General features: G+C 60.7%; 15 protein-coding genes. 9 read left to right on the top strand and 6 right to left on the bottom strand.

Translation table 11 applies throughout. The features are described 5' to 3' along the window. Positions 1–143 precede the first annotated feature (143 nt). From prpC to CKW11_RS18300, 3 genes are all read right to left on the bottom strand, one after another. On the bottom strand, positions 144–1,271 hold the full coding sequence (prpC, locus tag CKW11_RS18310; RefSeq protein ID WP_095138632.1) for a 2-methylcitrate synthase: 1,128 nt from the start codon (positions 1,269–1,271) through the stop codon (positions 144–146). A gap of 137 nt (positions 1,272–1,408) precedes the next feature. Next, complete coding sequence (gene prpB / locus CKW11_RS18305; RefSeq protein ID WP_095138631.1) at positions 1,409–2,302, bottom strand: methylisocitrate lyase; 894 nt, start codon at positions 2,300–2,302, stop codon at positions 1,409–1,411. Continuing rightward, positions 2,299–3,021, bottom strand: a complete 723-nt coding sequence (locus CKW11_RS18300) for a GntR family transcriptional regulator (protein ID WP_177440023.1) — start codon at positions 3,019–3,021, stop codon at positions 2,299–2,301. The genes prpB and CKW11_RS18300 overlap by 4 nt, the downstream gene beginning before the upstream one ends. Positions 3,022–3,378: 357 nt before the next feature. Here CKW11_RS18300 and CKW11_RS18295 point away from each other — a divergent pair, with 357 nt between their 5' ends. From CKW11_RS18295 to pabB, 4 genes are all read left to right on the top strand, one after another. Beyond that, entirely contained in the window at positions 3,379–3,915 is a 537-nt protein-coding gene (locus CKW11_RS18295) for an ATP-dependent zinc protease (protein ID WP_007916436.1), read from the top strand. Between the two features lie 5 nt (positions 3,916–3,920). Then, a complete protein-coding gene (locus CKW11_RS18290; protein ID WP_041067624.1) occupies positions 3,921–5,456 on the top strand; it encodes an inactive transglutaminase family protein in 1,536 nt (511 codons plus the stop codon). Continuing rightward, positions 5,456–6,442, top strand: a complete 987-nt coding sequence (locus CKW11_RS18285) for an alpha-L-glutamate ligase-like protein (RefSeq protein WP_095138629.1) — start codon at positions 5,456–5,458, stop codon at positions 6,440–6,442. The genes CKW11_RS18290 and CKW11_RS18285 overlap by 1 nt, the downstream gene beginning before the upstream one ends. A 215-nt stretch (positions 6,443–6,657) precedes the next feature. Next, a complete protein-coding gene (gene pabB / locus CKW11_RS18280; RefSeq protein WP_095138628.1) occupies positions 6,658–8,001 on the top strand; it encodes an aminodeoxychorismate synthase component I in 1,344 nt (447 codons plus the stop codon). Positions 8,002–8,113: 112 nt separating this feature from the next. Here the strand turns inward: pabB and thrH are convergent, their stop codons facing one another. Further along, positions 8,114–8,728 carry a bifunctional phosphoserine phosphatase/homoserine phosphotransferase ThrH gene (gene thrH / locus CKW11_RS18275; RefSeq protein ID WP_095138627.1) on the bottom strand — a complete coding sequence of 205 codons (615 nt, stop codon included), beginning with the start codon at positions 8,726–8,728 and terminating at the stop codon, positions 8,114–8,116. Positions 8,729–8,891: 163 nt separating this feature from the next. Here thrH and CKW11_RS18270 point away from each other — a divergent pair, with 163 nt between their 5' ends. From CKW11_RS18270 to CKW11_RS18260, 3 genes are all read left to right on the top strand, one after another. Beyond that, positions 8,892–9,626: a phosphoadenylyl-sulfate reductase gene (locus CKW11_RS18270; RefSeq protein ID WP_003223260.1), complete on the top strand. Its 735-nt coding sequence runs from the start codon at positions 8,892–8,894 to the stop codon at positions 9,624–9,626. A 579-nt stretch (positions 9,627–10,205) separates the two neighbouring features. Further along, the gene (locus tag CKW11_RS18265) at positions 10,206–11,744 is read left to right on the top strand and encodes an NCS1 family nucleobase:cation symporter-1 (RefSeq protein ID WP_095138626.1); all 1,539 of its coding nucleotides are present in this window, start codon (positions 10,206–10,208) and stop codon (positions 11,742–11,744) included. Between the two features lie 53 nt (positions 11,745–11,797). After that, a complete protein-coding gene (locus CKW11_RS18260; RefSeq protein WP_095138625.1) occupies positions 11,798–12,526 on the top strand; it encodes an aspartate/glutamate racemase family protein in 729 nt (242 codons plus the stop codon). 131 nt (positions 12,527–12,657) lie between these two features. On the opposite strand, the gene CKW11_RS18255 is transcribed toward CKW11_RS18260, so the two are convergent. Next, entirely contained in the window at positions 12,658–13,584 is a 927-nt protein-coding gene (locus tag CKW11_RS18255) for a LysR family transcriptional regulator (RefSeq protein ID WP_095139045.1), read from the bottom strand. A 126-nt stretch (positions 13,585–13,710) separates the two neighbouring features. On the opposite strand from CKW11_RS18255, the gene CKW11_RS18250 reads away from it, so the two are divergent. Next, positions 13,711–14,457: a 3-oxoacyl-ACP reductase family protein gene (locus tag CKW11_RS18250; RefSeq protein WP_095138624.1), complete on the top strand. Its 747-nt coding sequence runs from the start codon at positions 13,711–13,713 to the stop codon at positions 14,455–14,457. A gap of 80 nt (positions 14,458–14,537) precedes the next feature. Here CKW11_RS18250 and CKW11_RS18245 read toward each other — a convergent pair whose 3' ends face one another. Next, positions 14,538–15,233, bottom strand: coding sequence for an HAD-IA family hydrolase (locus CKW11_RS18245; RefSeq protein WP_027613306.1), 696 nt, complete (start codon positions 15,231–15,233; stop codon positions 14,538–14,540). Positions 15,234–15,479: 246 nt separating this feature from the next. Here CKW11_RS18245 and CKW11_RS18240 point away from each other — a divergent pair. Further along, positions 15,480–17,107: DUF6531 domain-containing protein (locus CKW11_RS18240; RefSeq protein ID WP_256582094.1), on the top strand; the 1,628-nt coding region annotated here is incomplete at its 3' end.

The following is a 17,107-nucleotide window of genomic DNA, read 5'->3' as shown; positions in this document are numbered from 1 at the left end:
TCGGTCAACTGTGGGAGGGGGCTTGCTCCCGAATGCGGAGTGTCATTCAACGGATTTGTCGACTGATACACCGCATTCGCGAGCAAGCCCGCTCCCACATTGGCTCCCGGTTTATCCAGTTACCCGTGTGGCAGCCCCACCATTCAGCGACGTTCGATTGGCACGAACTTGCGCTGTTCGACGCCGATGTACTCGGCGCTTGGACGGATGATGCGGTTGTTGGCGCGCTGTTCGAACACGTGCGCGGCCCAGCCGGTCAGGCGCGAGCAGACGAAGATCGGCGTGAACAGCTTGGTCGGGATACCCATGAAGTGGTACGCCGAGGCATGGTAGAAGTCGGCGTTGGGGAACAGTTTTTTCTGCTCCCACATGGTCTTGTCGATGGCTTCGGAAACCGCAAACAACACCTTGTCCCCGACTTCGTCGGCGAGTTTTTTCGACCAGCCCTTGATCACCTCGTTGCGCGGATCGCTGTCCTTATAGATCGCGTGGCCGAAGCCCATGATCTTGTCCTTGCGCTCGAGCATGCGGAGGGTGCCTTTGATCGCCTCTTGCGGCGACGAGAAGCGCTCGATCATTTCCATTGCCGCCTCGTTGGCGCCACCATGCAGCGGGCCACGCAACGAACCGATCGCTGCGGTGACGCAGGAATACAGGTCGGACAGGGTCGATGCGCAAACGCGAGCGGTGAAGGTCGAGGCGTTGAATTCGTGTTCGGCGTAGAGGATCAGCGACACGTTCATCACTTTGACGTGCAGTTCGCTCGGCTTCTTGTCGTGCAACAAGTGCAGGAAGTGGCCGCCGATCGATGGCTCGTCGCTGACGCAGTTGATGCGTTTGCCGTCGTGGCTGAAGCGATACCAGTAGCACATGATCGCCGGGAACGCGGCGAGCAGGCGGTCGGTCTTGTCGCGTTGTTCGGAGAAGTCTTTCTCCGGCTCGATGTTGCCGAGGAACGAGCAACCGGTGCGCATCACGTCCATCGGGTGGGCGTCGGCGGGAATGCGTTCGAGCACTTCTTTCAGTGCCTGCGGCAGGTCGCGCAGCTTGCTCAGCTTCTGCTGGTAAGCGTCGAGTTGCGCCTGGGTCGGCAGTTCGCCGTACAGCAGCAGGTCCGCGACTTCTTCGAACTGCGCGTCTGCCGCCAGTTCACGCACGTCGTAACCGCGATAAGTCAGCCCGGCACCGGCCTGGCCCACGGTGGACAGAGCGGTTTGCCCGGCAACCTGGCCACGGAGCCCGGCGCCACTGAGTACTTTTGCTTCGGCCATTGCTGTCTCCAATTTTCTTGAATTTGTAGGGGAAACGTGTGGGAGCGGGCTTGCTCGCGAAAGCGTCGTGTCAGTCACTTTTTTATTGCCTGATTCACCGCTTTCGCGAGCAGGCTCGCTCCCACAGGGGATCTTGTTCAGCCTTTCTTTTGTGCAAACAACGCATCGAGCTTCTGCTCGAACGTGTGGTAGTCGATGCGATCGTAAAGCTCCATGCGCGTCTGCATGGTGTCGATGACGTTCTGCTGGGTGCCGTCGCGGCGGATCGCGGTGTAGACGTTTTCCGCGGCCTTGTTCATCGCGCGGAACGCCGACAGCGGGTACAGCACCAGCGACACATCCGCCCCCGCAAGCTGCTCGGTGGTGTACAGCGGCGTCGCGCCGAACTCGGTGATGTTGGCGAGGATCGGCGCCTTCACGCGGTTGGCGAACAGCTTGTACATCTCAAGCTCGGTGATGGCTTCCGGGAAGATCATGTCGGCGCCGGCCTCGATGCACGCGGCGGCGCGATCGAGTGCCGATTCCAGACCTTCAACCGCCAGCGCATCGGTGCGCGCCATGATCACGAAGCTGTCGTCGGTACGGGCATCGACTGCGGCCTTGATGCGATCGACCATTTCCTGCTGGCTGACGATTTCCTTGTTCGGACGATGGCCGCAGCGCTTGGCGCCGACCTGATCCTCGATGTGAATCGCCGCCGCGCCAAACTTGATCATCGACTTCACAGTGCGCGCCACGTTGAACGCCGACGAACCGAAACCGGTGTCGACGTCCACCAGCAACGGCAGGTCGCAAACGTCGGTGATGCGCCGCACGTCGGTGAGCACGTCATCCAGGCCGGTGATGCCCAGATCCGGCACGCCGAGCGAGCCTGCGGCCACCCCGCCACCGGACAGGTAGATCGCCTTGAAACCGGCACGCTTGGCCAGCAGCGCGTGGTTGGCGTTGATCGCGCCGACCACCTGCAATGGATGCTCGCTGGCGACCGCATCGCGGAAACGCTGGCCTGGAGTGTTGTGCTTGGAACTCATGACTCACCTCGTTCAGTGGCTGTCTTATTGTCGGCGCCGTCCTGGTAGTGACGGGCGATGTTGCGTTTCGAGGCGCCGATGTGACGGCGCATCAACAATTCCGCGAGCTCGCCGTCACGGTCGGCGATGGCATCGAGAATCCGGTGGTGTTCGGCGAAGGCCTGACGCGGGCGGTTGGGCGTGGTGGAAAACTGGATGCGGTACATGCGCACCAGTTGATAAAGCTCGCCGCAGAGCATCTGGGTCAGGGTGCGGTTGCCGCTGCCTTGGATGATCCGGTAGTGAAAGTCGAAATCGCCTTCCTGCTGGTAGTAGCCGACGCCAGCCTGGAACGCCGCGTCGCGCTCATGGGTTTCCAGCACCCGGCGCAGTTCGTCGATTTCTTCAACGCTCATGCGCTCGGCCGCCAGCCGGCAGGCCATGCCTTCGAGGGATTCGCGGACTTCGTAGAGTTCGAGCAATTCGGCATGGCTGAGCGACACCACTCGCGCGCCGACATGCGGTACGCGCACCAGCAGCCGTTGGCCTTCGAGCCGATGAATGGCTTCGCGCAGCGGCCCGCGACTGATGCCGTAGGTGCGCGCCAGCTCCGGCTCGGAGATCTTGCTGCCCGGGGCGATCTCGCCTTTGACGATGGCCGCCTGAATGCGCCGGAAGACGTTTTCCGAGAGCGTCTCGGAATCGTCGCCGCTGATGACCGGGGGATCGAGTTGATCCAGCATGATTGTCGACACCTTTAAATCCAATGCGGCAAAAACTAGCCAATTAACCCGCACCAGTCAAAGGATAAATAGACATTGTCGACAATCGTCTAATAACCCGAAAGGATCGCAGCCTTCGGCAGCTCCAACAGGGTGTACGCGAATCCAGTGTAGGAGCTGCCGCAGGCTGCGATCTTTTGATCTTTTATAGACCGGCCCCAGCGCTGGCGCCATAAACCCACCGTGCTAGAATGCCGCCCGCATTTGCTGGCCATTTGTACGGCTTGTCATAAAAAGCTGATAGGCACACGAAGGGTCTTGCGCAAGTTTTGCCAGGAACCTGAACCGAAAACGGAACGCTGCGCACCAGGATTTATGAGACTCAAGCCCTTCCCCACATTTTTTGCTCTGTTTTGCCTGCCCGGCCTCGCCGCGGCGGGGGAAAAAACCGTGTACGGCCTCAACGAATATGCATCGCTTGACGGCATCAATCTGGAAGTCGCGGCCAAACTCGACACCGGCGCCAAAACCGCCTCGCTGAGTGCCCGCGACATCAAACGCTTCAAACGCAATGGTGAGTCCTGGGTGCGTTTCTACCTGGCAATCGACGCCGCGCATTCACACCCGATCGAACGACCGCTGGCCCGGGTCAGCAAGATCAAGCGCCGTGCCGGCGACTACGACCCGGAAGAAGGTAAAAAGTACACCGCGCGCCCGGTGATCGAACTGGATATCTGCATGGGTTCGGCATTGCGCAGCATCGAAGTGAACCTGACCGACCGTAGTGCGTTCCAATACCCGCTTTTGATCGGCTCCGAAGCGCTGAAACGCTTCGACGCGCTGGTCGACCCCAGTCTTAAATACGCTGCCGGCAAACCCGCCTGCACCATCGCCGCTCATACCGCCGAGTAATTTCCATGCGTTCTCTAACCTTCCACCTGAAAATCCTGATCACCATTCTGGTGCTCCTGGGCGTTTCGGTTACGGCCTATCAGATTTTCGTGCTCGGCATCCCGGTGACCGAAGACGCCACCGACGACCTGTGGAACATCGACGCCAAAGTCGAGTTCGTCGCCAGCACCAAGGATCCGGTGAAAGTCCAGATGTTCGTGCCGCCGCTGAGCCGCGATTACGTCAGCCTCAACGAAAGCTTTATCTCCAATAACTACGGCGTGGCGGTCAACCGCGTCGACGGCAACCGCAAGGTCACCTGGTCCGCGCGCCGGGCCAAGGGCAATCAGACCCTTTATTACCGCCTGGTGCTGACCAAGCGCTACACCGCGGAAAAATCCAAGATCAAAGGCCCGACCTTCCGCGACAGCATCGCCATCGAAGGCCCGGAAAAAATCGCTGCCGAAGCCCTGCTCGCGCCGATCCGCCAGCACTCGGCCGACGTCGAAACCTTCATTGGCGAGGCGATCAAACGCGTCAACAACGTCAACGACGACAACGTCAAACTGCTGCTGGCCGGCGATCCGTCGACGCCGCACAAAGCGAAGATCGTCGAACTGCTGCTGTCGATCGCCCACGTGCCGGTGGAGAAAGTCCACACCATCCGCCTCGTCGCCGACCAGCCGCAAACCCCGGAACTGTGGCTGCGCAGCTTCAACGGTAACGACTGGCTGTACTTCAACCCGGAAACCGGCGAGCAAGGCCTGCCGACCGACCGCCTGCTGTGGTGGACCGGTGATGAAAACCTGATCACCGTCGACGGCGCGAAGAAAGCCAACGTGACCTTCAGCCTGAACAACAGCGAGATGAACGCAATTCGTCTGGCCAAACTGACTGACGAAAACACCGACGCCAACTTCCTCGAATACTCGCTGTACGGCCTGCCGCTGCAGACCCAGCAGACCTTCATGATCATGGTGATGATCCCGATCGGCGTGCTGGTGATCCTGATCCTGCGCAACCTGATCGGCCTGCAGACCCTCGGCACCTTTACCCCGGTGCTGATCGCCCTCGCCTTCCGCGAAACGCAATTGGGCTTCGGCATCCTGCTGTTTACCGTGATCACCGCGCTGGGCCTGTCATTACGCTCGTATCTGGAACATCTGAAGCTGCAAATGCTGCCGCGTCTGTCGGTGGTGTTGACCTTCGTGGTGGTGCTGATTGCCGCCATCAGTCTGTTCAGTCACAAGCTTGGTCTGGAGCGCGGTTTGTCGGTGGCGCTGTTCCCGATGGTGATTCTGACCATGACCATCGAACGCCTGTCGATCACTTGGGAAGAACGCGGTGCCAGCCATGCCATGAAAGTGGCGATCGGTACGCTGTTCGCGGCGTCCCTGGCGCACTTGATCATGACCGTGCCGGAGCTGGTGTACTTCGTGTTCACTTTCCCGGCGATCCTGCTGATTCTGGTTGGCTTCATGCTGGCGATGGGTCGCTATCGCGGCTACCGCCTGACCGAACTGGTGCGTTTCAAGGCTTTCCTGAAGAAGGCTGACGCCTGATGTTCGGTTTCTGGAAGACCTGGAAGGCTCTGGAGGCGCGGGGCATCATGGGCATCAACCGGCGTAACGCCGATTACGTGCTCAAGTACAACAAGCGCAGCCTGTACCCGATCGTCGATGACAAGATCATCACCAAGGAGCGCGCGATCGAGGCCGGCATTCATGTGCCGGAGCTGTACGGCGTGATCTCCACGGAGAAGGAAATCGACAAGCTCGACGCGATCATCGGCGGGCGCAACGACTTCGTGATCAAACCGGCCCAGGGCGCTGGCGGTGACGGCATCATTGTGATCGCCGACCGCTTCGAGGGCCGCTACCGAACGGTCTCGGGCAAGATCCTCGCCCATGAAGAACTCGAGCACCACATTTCCAGCATCCTCACCGGCCTGTATTCGCTGGGCGGTCACCGCGACCGCGCGCTGATCGAATACCGGGTGACCCCCGACCAGATCTTCAAAAGCATCAGCTACGAAGGCGTGCCGGACATTCGCATCATCGTGCTGATGGGCTACCCGGTAATGGCCATGTTGCGCCTGCCGACCCGTCAGTCCGGCGGCAAGGCCAACCTGCACCAGGGCGCCATCGGCGTCGGTGTCGACCTCGCCACCGGCCTGACCCTGCGCGGCACCTGGCTGAACAACATCATCACCAAACACCCCGACACCACCAACGCGGTGGACGGCGTACAACTGCCCTACTGGGACGGTTTCATGAAGCTCGCCGCTGGCTGCTACGAGCTGTGCGGCCTGGGTTACATCGGTGTGGACATGGTGCTCGACCAGGAGAAAGGCCCGCTGATTCTCGAGCTGAACGCGCGGCCGGGGCTGAATATCCAGATTGCCAACGATTGCGGGCTGACCCTGCGTACGCATGCGGTCGAGGCGCATCTGGAAGACCTGAAGGCACGCGGGGTGACGGAGTCGGTTGAGGAACGGGTGGCGTTTACTCAGGAAATGTTTGGGCATATTCCGGCGGTTGAGGGCTGATCCAGCACTGAGGCGCGGCTATCGCGAGCAGGCTCACTCCTACAGGGGAACGCATTCCAAATTGTAGGAGTGAGCCTGCTCGCGATAGCGGACTTACCGCCACTACAAGACTCAACCCTGCCCCCAATCTGTTCATCCCCGACATCCCCTCTAGGAGCAACTCCCGCAGAGGACTACAATCCCCACCCCGCCTCAATGGCCGATCTGCCCCGCCCATGTTGACCTGTTCCGTACACCCGCTGCCCTACCGCGCCAACCCCGCCGATTACTTCGCGGCCATCCGCCATGCGCCCGGCGCCGTGCTGCTCGACAGCGGCCGGCCGAGTGCCGACCGTGGCCGTTATGACCTGCTCAGCGCCTGGCCGCTGGAACAACTGGCGGTGTTGCCCGACGAAAGCGGCAGCGTTTTCCTGCAACGCCTGCGCGATAACCTGACCCGTCTGGGCGAAGCGCAGTTGCCTGGCGAATATGACCTGCCCTTCGCTGGCGGCCTGATCGGCTATCTGAGCTACGACTTCGGCCGACATCTCGAGAATCTGCCGAGCCAGGCCCGGGACGATTTGCAACTGCCCGACGCACGGTTCGGCCTCTACGATTGGGCGCTGATCAGCGATCACCAGACCGCCACCAGCCAATTGGTGTTTCACCCGTCGCTGGCCGACAGCGAGCGGCAACGGCTGATCGCGCTGTTTAGCCAACCGACCTCGGCGCCGCTGACCCCGTTCAAGCTCGACACGCCGATGACCGCCGATCTGTCGCCCGATGACTATCGCCAGGCGCTGGAACGCATTCATCAATACATCCAGGCCGGCGACTGCTATCAGGTCAACTTCGCCCAGCGTTTCCGCGCAACCTGTCAGGGCGATCCGTGGCTGGCCTATTGCGCGTTGCGCGAGGCCTGCCCGACACCGTTCTCCGGGTTTCAGAGCCTGCCCGACGGCGACGCGGTGCTGAGCCTGTCGCCGGAGCGCTTCGTCAAAGTCAGCCGGCGTCAGGTGGAAACCCGCCCGATCAAAGGTACCCGCCCCCGCGGCCTGACGCCTGCCGAAGACGCCGCCAACGCCGCCGAACTGCTGGCCAGCCCCAAGGATCGCGCGGAAAACCTGATGATCGTCGACCTGCTGCGCAACGACCTCGGCCGCACCTGCCGCATCGGCTCGGTGCGGGTGCCGGAGCTGTTCAGCCTGGAAAGCTATCCCAACGTGCATCACCTGGTCAGCAGCGTGACCGGTGAACTGGCGGAGGATCGCGACGCCCTCGACCTGATCGCTGGCAGCTTCCCCGGTGGCTCGATCACCGGCGCACCGAAGATTCGCGCGATGCAGATCATTGACGAACTGGAGCCGACCCGGCGCGGGTTGTATTGCGGTTCGTTGCTGTACCTGGACGTACGCGGCGAGATGGACAGCTCCATCGCGATTCGCAGTCTGTTGGTCAAGGATGGGCAGGTCTGCTGCTGGGGTGGTGGCGGGATCGTGGCGGATTCGGACTGGCAGGCGGAATATCAGGAGTCGATTACCAAAGTCAGAATCCTCCTCGAAACCCTGCAAAACCTATAACTTTTTGTGGCGAGGGAGCTTGCTCCCGCTCGGCTGCGCAGCAGTCGTAAGATTTTGGGGAGCGCTTCGCACTCCAGCGGGAGCAAGCTCCCTCGCCACAATGTTGTAATTACTAACTCAAATCCCGGTTCGAGGCCTTGAGGAACTCCTGCTTTAACTCGGCAAAGGTGTGTACGGCGGGAAACTGCGGGAACTCGCGAATCACGTTGTCCGGCGCATGGAACAGAATCCCCGCGTCCGCCTCGCCGAGCATGCTCGTGTCGTTATACGAATCCCCCGCCGCAATCACCCGGTAGTACAAGCTCTTGAACGCCAGCACCGACTGACGCTTGGGGTCTTTCTGACGCAATTGATAGCCGGTCACGCGCCCGCTGTCGTCAGTGATCAGGCGATGGCAGAGCAAGGTCGGGAAGCCCAGCTGGCGCATCAGCGGCTGGGAAAATTCGTAGAAGGTGTCCGAGAGAATCACCACCTGGAAGCGCTCACGCAGCCAGTCGACGAACTCCACTGCGCCGTCCAGCGGCTTGAGCGTGGCGATCACTTCCTGAATGTCCGAGAGTTTCAGGCCGTGCTCATCGAGGATGCGTAGACGCTGCGTCATCAGCACGTCGTAATCGGGAATGTCCCGGGTGGTGGCCTTGAGGGATTCGATTCCGGTTTTTTCGGCGAAGGCGATCCAGATTTCCGGCACCAGTACCCCTTCAAGATCCAGGCAAGCAATTTCCACAAGACACTCCCGTTTGTAGTGATTATTGAGTCGAGCGAGCCCGAACTCTAGCGACTCCCCCGCGACCGCGCAACGCAGCGGGCGCCCCCTATCCCGCCGCTTTTTGTTAACATCGCCGCCATATAGAGCGCCCAGCGCCACCGACCTGTAGGAAGCCGCCCTGATGAGCCCAACGTTCGATGTCGTGGAACTCGCCACGACCTATGCCAACAAATCCGCCCAGGACATCCTGAAACTCGCGTTCGCCGAGTTCGGCGATGAGCTGTGGATCTCTTTCAGTGGTGCCGAGGATGTGGTGCTGGTGGACATGGCCTGGAAGCTGAACAAGAACGTCAAGGTATTCAGCCTCGACACCGGCCGCCTGCACCCGGAGACCTATCGCTTCATCGATCAGGTGCGCGAACACTACAAGATCGACATCGAACTGGTGTCGCCGGACTACACGAAACTCGAACCGTTCGTGAAGGAAAAAGGCCTGTTCAGTTTCTACAAGGACGGCCATGGCGAATGCTGCGGCATCCGCAAGATCGAACCGCTGCGCCGCAAACTGTCCGGCGTCAAAGCCTGGGCCACCGGCCAGCGCCGCGACCAGAGCCCGGGCACCCGCAGCGCCGTGGCGGTGCTGGAGATCGACACCGCGTTCTCCACGCCCGAGCGCACGCTGTACAAGTTCAACCCGCTGGCGCAGATGACCAGCGAAGAGATCTGGGGCTACATCCGCATGCTCGAACTGCCGTACAACAGCCTGCACGAGCGCGGCTTCATCAGCATCGGCTGCGAACCGTGCACCCGCCCGGTGCTGCCGAACCAGCACGAACGCGAAGGCCGCTGGTGGTGGGAAGAAGCGACGCAGAAAGAGTGCGGGTTGCATGCGGGGAATATCATCAGCAAGGCGTAAACCCCTGCCACGATGATTTCCCCTTGTAGGAGTGAGCCTGCTCGCGATAGCGGTGTATCAGGCAAAAAATTCATCGACTAATACGCCGCTATCGCGAGCAGGCTCACTCCTACACTGGCCTCTAGCGACTCAAAAAATGTGTACACACGAATGTCACCATCGGTGCCATTTATGTGTGCACTTTTTGCTTTCACGCCCTGAAAAGTTACATCCCTGCTGAATTCTCCTGCGCTCTGCCGCCTGCGCAAAATCCCTCGCAAAAAATAAATACCTGTTCAATCGGTCAATTTATAACCATTTATTTTCAAACAGTTAGCGCTCATCGATAATTTTTCGAAATGAGCGCAGCGCTCGATAGATCGCTGACTGGCACAGATCTGGCTTTGGTGCATACATGTTTTGTATACAAAACCGCAAAACATCAATCCACACTTTCGATCCGCAAGCCTGAAGCGCCCTATCCCGTACAGGCTGCAGATGCCCCGTAACCAGTGATGTCTGCTGGCCGCGACGAAGATTTGTCGAGCCTCACCGCTCATGTACAGTCATCGCGGCCCCGCCCATCAGGAGCCTGCCGGAATGCGTACAAGTCTCTCCAACAACATCGCGCTGAATCTGCCCGCCTCTGCCCTCGACCAACCATTGCCCGACGCGGGTCCGGCCGAACCGTTACAACTGAGCCCACGCCTGCACAACAGCGACCTGGCACCGACCCGGGCCGAAGGTCGGCGCTGGGGCAAATACAGTATTTTTGCCCTGTGGACCAACGATGTGCACAACATCGCCAACTACTCGTTCGCCATCGGTCTGTATGCGCTGGGCCTGGGGGGCTGGCAGATTCTGCTGTCGCTGGGGATCGGCGCGGCACTGGTGTACTTCTTCATGAACCTGTCCGGCTACATGGGGCAGAAAACCGGGGTGCCGTTTCCGGTGATCAGCCGGATCAGTTTCGGCATCCACGGCGCACAGATTCCGGCGTTGATTCGCGCGGTGATCGCCATCGCCTGGTTCGGCATTCAGACGTATCTGGCGTCGGTGGTATTTCGTGTGCTGCTGACGGCGATTCATCCTGGCTTCGCCGATTACGACCACAACTCGATCCTCGGTCTGTCGACGCTGGGCTGGGTGTGTTTCGTGGCGATCTGGTTCGTGCAACTGGCGATCCTCGCCTACGGCATGGAAATGGTCCGCCGTTACGAAGCGTTTGCCGGGCCGGTGATTCTGCTGACCGTCGCCGCCCTCGCCGTGTGGATGTACACCCAGGCCAACGCGACGATTGCCTGGTCAATCCGCGAACCGCTGAGCGGTGGCGAGATGTGGCGCAACATCTTTGCCGGCGGCGCCTTGTGGCTGGCGATCTACGGCACGCTGATCCTCAACTTCTGCGACTTCGCCCGCTCCTCGCCGTGCCGCAAGACCATCAAGGTCGGCAATTTCTGGGGCCTGCCGGTGAACATTCTGGTGTTCGCCGCCATCACCGTCCTGCTCTGCGGTGCGCAATTTCAAATCAACGGGCGGATCATCGAAAGCCCGACCGAAATCATCGCCTCGATTCCCAACACGTTCTTTCTGGTACTCGGTTGCCTGGCATTCCTGATCGTTACCGTAGCAGTGAACATCATGGCCAACTTCGTCGCCCCGGCGTTCGTCCTCAGCAACCTGGCGCCGAAGTACCTGACCTTCCGCCGCGCCGGGCTGATCAGCGCGACCATCGCCGTGTTGATCCTGCCGTGGAATCTCTACAACAGCCCGCTGGTGATCGTTTACTTCCTGTCCGGCCTCGGCGCCCTGCTCGGCCCGTTGTACGGGGTGATCATGGTCGACTACTGGCTGATCCGCAGAGGCCGGATCAACGTCCCGCAGTTGTACAGCGAAGATCCCGACGGCGCCTATTACTACAGCCGTGGAGTGAATTTCCGTGCCGTGGCGGCGTTCATTCCTGCTGCGTTGATCGCCATCGTCCTGGCGCTGGTACCGGGTTTCCACAGCATCTCGCCGTTCTCCTGGCTGGTGGGCGCCGGCATTGCCGCGATGCTCTACCTGATCATCGCCAAACGTCAGCCGCACTACGCCGACGTCAGTGGCGAATCGATCGCCGTCGACAACGTCTGCCATTAACTTCCTCGCGGCCCGGATTTGGGCCGCTGAACTGCCCGCAATAAGGACTTCCCATGCGTATTCTTGTGGTCAACGTCAACACCACCGAATCCATCACCCAAGCCATCGCCCGCTCGGCACAGGCCGTCGCGTCTCCCGGCACGGAAATCGTCGGCCTGACGCCGTTCTTCGGCGCCGACTCGGTGGAAGGCAATTTCGAAAGTTACCTGGCGGCCATCGCCGTGATGGACCGGGTGATGTCTTACGATCAACCGTTCGACGCGGTGATTCAGGCCGGCTACGGCGAACACGGCCGCGAAGGATTGCAGGAACTGCTCAACGTGCCGGTGGTGGACATCACCGACGCGGCTGCCAGTACCGCGATGTTCCTCGGCCACGCCTACTCAGTGGTGACCACGCTGGATCGCACCGTGCCGCTGATCGAGGATCGGCTGAAGCTCTCGGGCCTGTGGGATCGCTGCGCGTCGGTGCGGGCCAGTGGCCTGGCGGTGCTGGAGCTGGAACACCAGCCGCAGCGCGCACTGGAAGCCATCGTGCAACAAGCGGAGCTGGCGGTGACCCAGGACAAGGCCGAGGTGATTTGCCTGGGTTGCGGCGGCATGGCCGGGCTGGATGAACAGATTCGTCGCCGCACCGGGGTGCCGGTGGTGGATGGCGTGACGGCGGCGGTGACCATTGCTGAATCGCTGGTGCGGCTGGGGTTGTCGACGTCCAAGGTGCGGACTTATGCGACGCCGCGGCCGAAGCAGATCATTGGCTGGGCGGAGCGGTTTGCCCGGTAGACCGCGTTATCGTTCTTCGCGAGCAGGCTCACTCCTACAGTGATCGGTGTTGCCCACAGATTTCGGGCACAATACTGTTCCTGTAGGAGTGAGCCTGCTCGCGATGGCCGCAACTCGGTCAAAAGCCAAACTCAGACAGCACTGAACCGCCGAGCCACCCCCCGCTCGGCAAACTGCTCAATCACAAAATCGACAAACGCCCGAGTCTTGCCCGGCAACAATTTATGCTCGGCGTAGTAGATCGAAATGTTGCCGTCATCGATGTACCAGTCCGGCAGCACGCGTTGCAATGTGCCCGCCTCGAGATAACCCACGGCAAACGGCATGCTGACCAGCGCGATGCCCAGCCCTTGTGCTGCCGTAGCGCAGGCGGCTTCGGAGTCGCTCATGGTCATTCGCGTCTTGAGGGTCAAGGGCTGACAGAGCTGACTGCCACTACTGATCAACTGCCAGGAACGTACCCGGCCGGTTTGCGGCGAGCGGATCAGAATGCCATCGTGACGTTGCAGGTCATCCGGTTCGGCGATCGCTTCGTGCCTTTGCAGATAGTCAGCAGATGCGACCAACACACGGTGCGCGGGTGCCAATCTGCGTGCAACGACGCCTTGGGGCAATTCAAAGCCGCCGCCAATCGCCGCATCGAAACCCTGCCCAATCAGATCGACCTGACGGTTATCAAAATGCCAGTCAGGGTTGATCGCCGGAAACCGACGTAAAAACTCTTGCAGCAGCGGCACGACATACAGCCGCCCGAATACCGTGCCCATGCTGACTTTCAACGTCCCCGCCGGCAGCCCTTCCACACTCGCCAGATTGGCCACGGCATTCTGAATCGTCGTAAGGCTGCCACTGACCTGACTCAAAAACAGCTGACCGGCCTCGGTCAGGGTCAAGCTGCGTGTACTACGCTGGAACAGCCGTACACCGAGCCGCACCTCGAGCTTCGCCACACTCTTGCCAACGGCGGCCGGGGTAAGGCTCAAGCGCCGGGCGGCTTCGGCAAAGCTGCCGACTTCGGCGCTGCGCACGAAGCATTCGATACTGCTGAAAGTTTCCATGATCGCCACTATAAACTTCTGGTTTACACAGACTATAGCAATCATGGTCTACACGGTTGTCGATACGAGGCCGATACTCGGCTCCAACAACAAGGCACCCCGCCTTGAATTTTCTGGAGATCGAACATGACCACTCAACACCTCAGCGGCAAAGTCGCTCTGATTCAAGGCGGTTCCCGTGGCATCGGCGCCGCCATCGTCAAACGCCTGGCCGCAGAAGGCGCCGCTGTCGCCTTCACCTACGTCAGTTCCACCGCCAAGGCCGAAGAGTTGCAGAACAGCATCACTGCCAACGGCGGCAAAGCCCTGGCGATCAAGGCCGACAGCGCCGATGAAACAGCCATCCGCAACGCCGTCAGCGCCACCGTCGAAGCCTTTGGCCGCCTGGATATTCTGGTGAACAACGCCGGCGTTCTGGCCATCGCGCCGCTGGAAGACTTCAAACTGGAAGACTTCGACCAGACCCTGGCGATCAACGTGCGCAGCGTGTTCATCGCGTCTCAGGAAGCCGCCAGACACATGGGCGAAGGCTCGCGCATCGTCAACATCGGCAGCACCAACGCCGACCGTATGCCCTTCGGCGGTGGCGGCGTGTATGCGATGAGCAAATCGGCACTGGTCGGCCTGACCAAAGGCCTGGCTCGTGATCTCGGCCCGCGCGGCATCACCATCAACAACGTGCAGCCCGGCCCGGTCGACACTGATATGAACCCGGCCCATGGCGATTTCGCCGAGAGCCTGATCCCGCTGATGGCGGTGGGCCGTTACGGCACTGCTGATGAAATCGCCGGTTTCGTCGCTTATCTGGTCGGCCCGGAAGCCGGTTACATCACCGGTGCCAGCCTGACCATCGACGGTGGTTTTGGCGCCTGATTGCGCCGAATCCCGGGTACAAAAAACGCCGCACCTCTTTTGCAGAGGGCGGCGTTTTTTTATCGGCGCTTATCGGCAGATCAAGCCCACTCCAGCGCCGGCAAACCGCAGGCACTCGGGGTGAACGCCTTGAGCGTGCGCAAAATCCCGTCGGCATGCGCGTATTTTTCATCGGCCATGGCTGCATCGGGAATCGCGATGGCCGTCATCCCCGCCGCTTTCGCTGCGGTGACGCCAAACGGCGAATCCTCGAAGACCAGACAGTCTTCAGGCGCTACACCCAGACGCCGGGCGGCGGTGAGAAAGATGTCCGGCGCCGGTTTCGCCGCGCCAACTTCCGGATCATCTGCGGTGACGATGAAATCGAACAGCGCAAACCAGTCGCGGTGCAAGGTGGTTTTCTGGCCGAACGACTGCCGCGACGAACTGGTGCCCACGGCGATCGGAATGTTGTGCGCCTTGAGGTGACGAATCAGCTCCTCCGCGCCGGGCATCGCCTGGGCCTTGGGAAAGCGTTCACGCATCAGCGGCTCGCGGATCAGCAGAAACTCTTCGGCGCTGATCGGCAGATCCAGCGCCTGCACCACGTAGTTCGCCAGATCATTGGCGCCACGACCGATGATGTTCTGTTTAACGCTCCAGTCGAAAGTCCGCCCGTAACGCTCGGCAATGAGCGAGGTGACCTCGGTGTAGATACCTTCCGTATCCAGCAGCAAACCGTCCATGTCGAAAATCACGGCCTTGATCGGGCCAAACGTCTTCATCGGTGCATTCATCATCGGATCCGTTATCAAAAACATCCCGGGCGGCCCAACCGGCGCCGCTACTCGGATCTGATTAATGGGTTCAGCAGCATAGCGAGGCCAGCGGACATTGAGCAACGGGCAATGTTTACGGGCCGTGGAATGACTCGCTGACATTTAGCGAAATGCCCTACAGATAACGCTTACTTTCCCGACTTCTTTCGATTTTGATCCCCCGCAAAGTCCGCGCACCTCTTTCATGTGCGCGAGTGCTTGCGAATGTTCCAAACCGATCGGCTCCTGGCCCTGAACAACAGCATCGGCCTGCTGGTGGTTGCCGCCCTGAACCCGCAACACCCGGACTTCGAAACGCTGATCCGCGAGTTCCGCCTGTGCCTGAACAACTACGAGGCCTGGGCCGAGCAGTTCTGGACCGGGACGGCGCTGGATGTCGAGCAGGTGTTCAAGGTCGGTGACCACGTCCGTCTAAGCGCGCCCGTTAAATCCCGCCAGCCGATCCAGACCTCGGTGGTCATGTGCCCCGCGAGCGGCCCGTTGACCCTGGTGCACCTGTTCGAGACGGCGCGCTTCGTACCGATCGGCGATACACCGGTGATGCTCGAGCCAGTAGTCGGCGAGGTCGACGGGGTATTGAGTTTCGGTGAACCGCTGCGCCATACCATCGGCCCGAGCGGCATTCTGGAAGTCAGCGACTGCGACCGGGGCCAGCGTTATCGCATCACCTTCTTTCCTGATGTTTCCGCCGCCCATATTCAAGCCCTGTACGCCTCCTACGAAGGGATTCTGGATGGGCTGGAGGTCTGGCTTCGTCAGGAGTGGCACGGGTTTCAACCGCTATGGACGGAGTTTTCCGGCGCCGGTTTCGCTGATCGTTACCAGCAGTTGCAACAGGCCGACTGGCGCGGTTTCGAGAAAGCCCTGCACGACATTTGGGATGACGTTAAACAACTGTTTGGCCTGCTCGCCGACCTGCAGGCCAACAGTGAAAAACTGCTGCAGTACCTGAGCGCTGTCGAGCTGCAAGCGCTGCTCGACGCCTCCGGCGAGGCCATCACCAATGGCTTGCTGATCCTCAGTGACGAGCCGTTGCTGTTTATCCATCTGGCCGCGTTTAGCAGTTGGTTGAAGATGCTGCCGCCGCAGTACCTGGCGGAAGTGGTGGCAGAAGTCCGGGTCGAGTTGTTAATCAGCTTTTTGCTGATGCGCGTTTGCGGCGGTGTTGGCGTGCCCGTGAGACTGAGCAGCAAGGTGCTGAGCAAGATCAACTCGGCACGGGCGCGGCAATGGCTGGCAGCGTCGGCGCTGCGCCTGAGCGAACTGTCCTCAACTGCGGATCTGAACAAGCACGCGGGCGCGTTGAAGCCGTTGATGGTGCATGCGCGCGACGTGCCGTTGAAGCCGACGTCGGCGATCCCGCTGCACATTCGTCAGGCGGACGCCGTGGTGTTGACCGTGCCGAATCCGGCACCGATGGCCCGGGACAAGTCCCGTGGCACGACGCGGATGGAGCGTCACGAATCTCGTGACGACGCCTCCGATCAAGCGCAAAACCCCAACGGCGACAGCGCCGACTGCGCGCCGCTGACCTGCACCAACGGCTGTCCGGTGTCGATGGTCACCGGCGAAGAGTTGCTGACCCTGACCGACGGCACGCTGGATGGCTTGCTGCCGTTCGAATTCACCCGGTTGTACCGCACCAGCGCGGTGGAAATCGATGTCGGGCTGGGGTTTGGCTGGAGTCACTCGCTGGCGCATCGGCTGGAGTTTGATGGCGATGCGGTGGTCTGGGTCGATCACGAGAACCGCCGCACGCGGTTTCCGTTGCCCAGCGTTGAACGCCCGGCGATTCACAACAGCCTGTCGCGGGCGGCGATTTTTCTCGGGGA

This window comes from Pseudomonas sp. Irchel s3a10 (assembly GCF_900187525.1).
GTDB classification, from domain to species: Bacteria; Pseudomonadota; Gammaproteobacteria; order Pseudomonadales; family Pseudomonadaceae; genus Aquipseudomonas; species Aquipseudomonas koreensis_G.
The sequence above is the reverse complement of the archived record's forward strand: the minus strand, read 5'-3'. Positions and strand labels throughout refer to the sequence as shown.

Excerpts from the sequence above, each read along its gene's own strand:
- prpC (WP_095138632.1), bottom strand. The coding sequence starts at position 1,271 with ATGGCCGAAGCAAAAGTACTCAGTGGCGCCGGGCTCCGTGGCCAGGTT.
- CKW11_RS18270 (WP_003223260.1), top strand. The coding sequence starts at position 8,892 with ATGAGCCCAACGTTCGATGTCGTGGAACTCGCCACGACCTATGCCAAC.
- CKW11_RS18285 (WP_095138629.1), top strand. The coding sequence starts at position 5,456 with ATGTTCGGTTTCTGGAAGACCTGGAAGGCTCTGGAGGCGCGGGGCATC.
- pabB (WP_095138628.1), top strand. The coding sequence starts at position 6,658 with ATGTTGACCTGTTCCGTACACCCGCTGCCCTACCGCGCCAACCCCGCC.
- prpB (WP_095138631.1), bottom strand. The coding sequence starts at position 2,302 with ATGAGTTCCAAGCACAACACTCCAGGCCAGCGTTTCCGCGATGCGGTC.
- CKW11_RS18265 (WP_095138626.1), top strand. The coding sequence starts at position 10,206 with ATGCGTACAAGTCTCTCCAACAACATCGCGCTGAATCTGCCCGCCTCT.
- CKW11_RS18290 (WP_041067624.1), top strand. The coding sequence starts at position 3,921 with ATGCGTTCTCTAACCTTCCACCTGAAAATCCTGATCACCATTCTGGTG.
- CKW11_RS18255 (WP_095139045.1), bottom strand. The coding sequence starts at position 13,584 with ATGGAAACTTTCAGCAGTATCGAATGCTTCGTGCGCAGCGCCGAAGTC.
- CKW11_RS18295 (WP_007916436.1), top strand. The coding sequence starts at position 3,379 with ATGAGACTCAAGCCCTTCCCCACATTTTTTGCTCTGTTTTGCCTGCCC.
- CKW11_RS18250 (WP_095138624.1), top strand. The coding sequence starts at position 13,711 with ATGACCACTCAACACCTCAGCGGCAAAGTCGCTCTGATTCAAGGCGGT.
- CKW11_RS18260 (WP_095138625.1), top strand. The coding sequence starts at position 11,798 with ATGCGTATTCTTGTGGTCAACGTCAACACCACCGAATCCATCACCCAA.
- CKW11_RS18245 (WP_027613306.1), bottom strand. The coding sequence starts at position 15,233 with ATGAATGCACCGATGAAGACGTTTGGCCCGATCAAGGCCGTGATTTTC.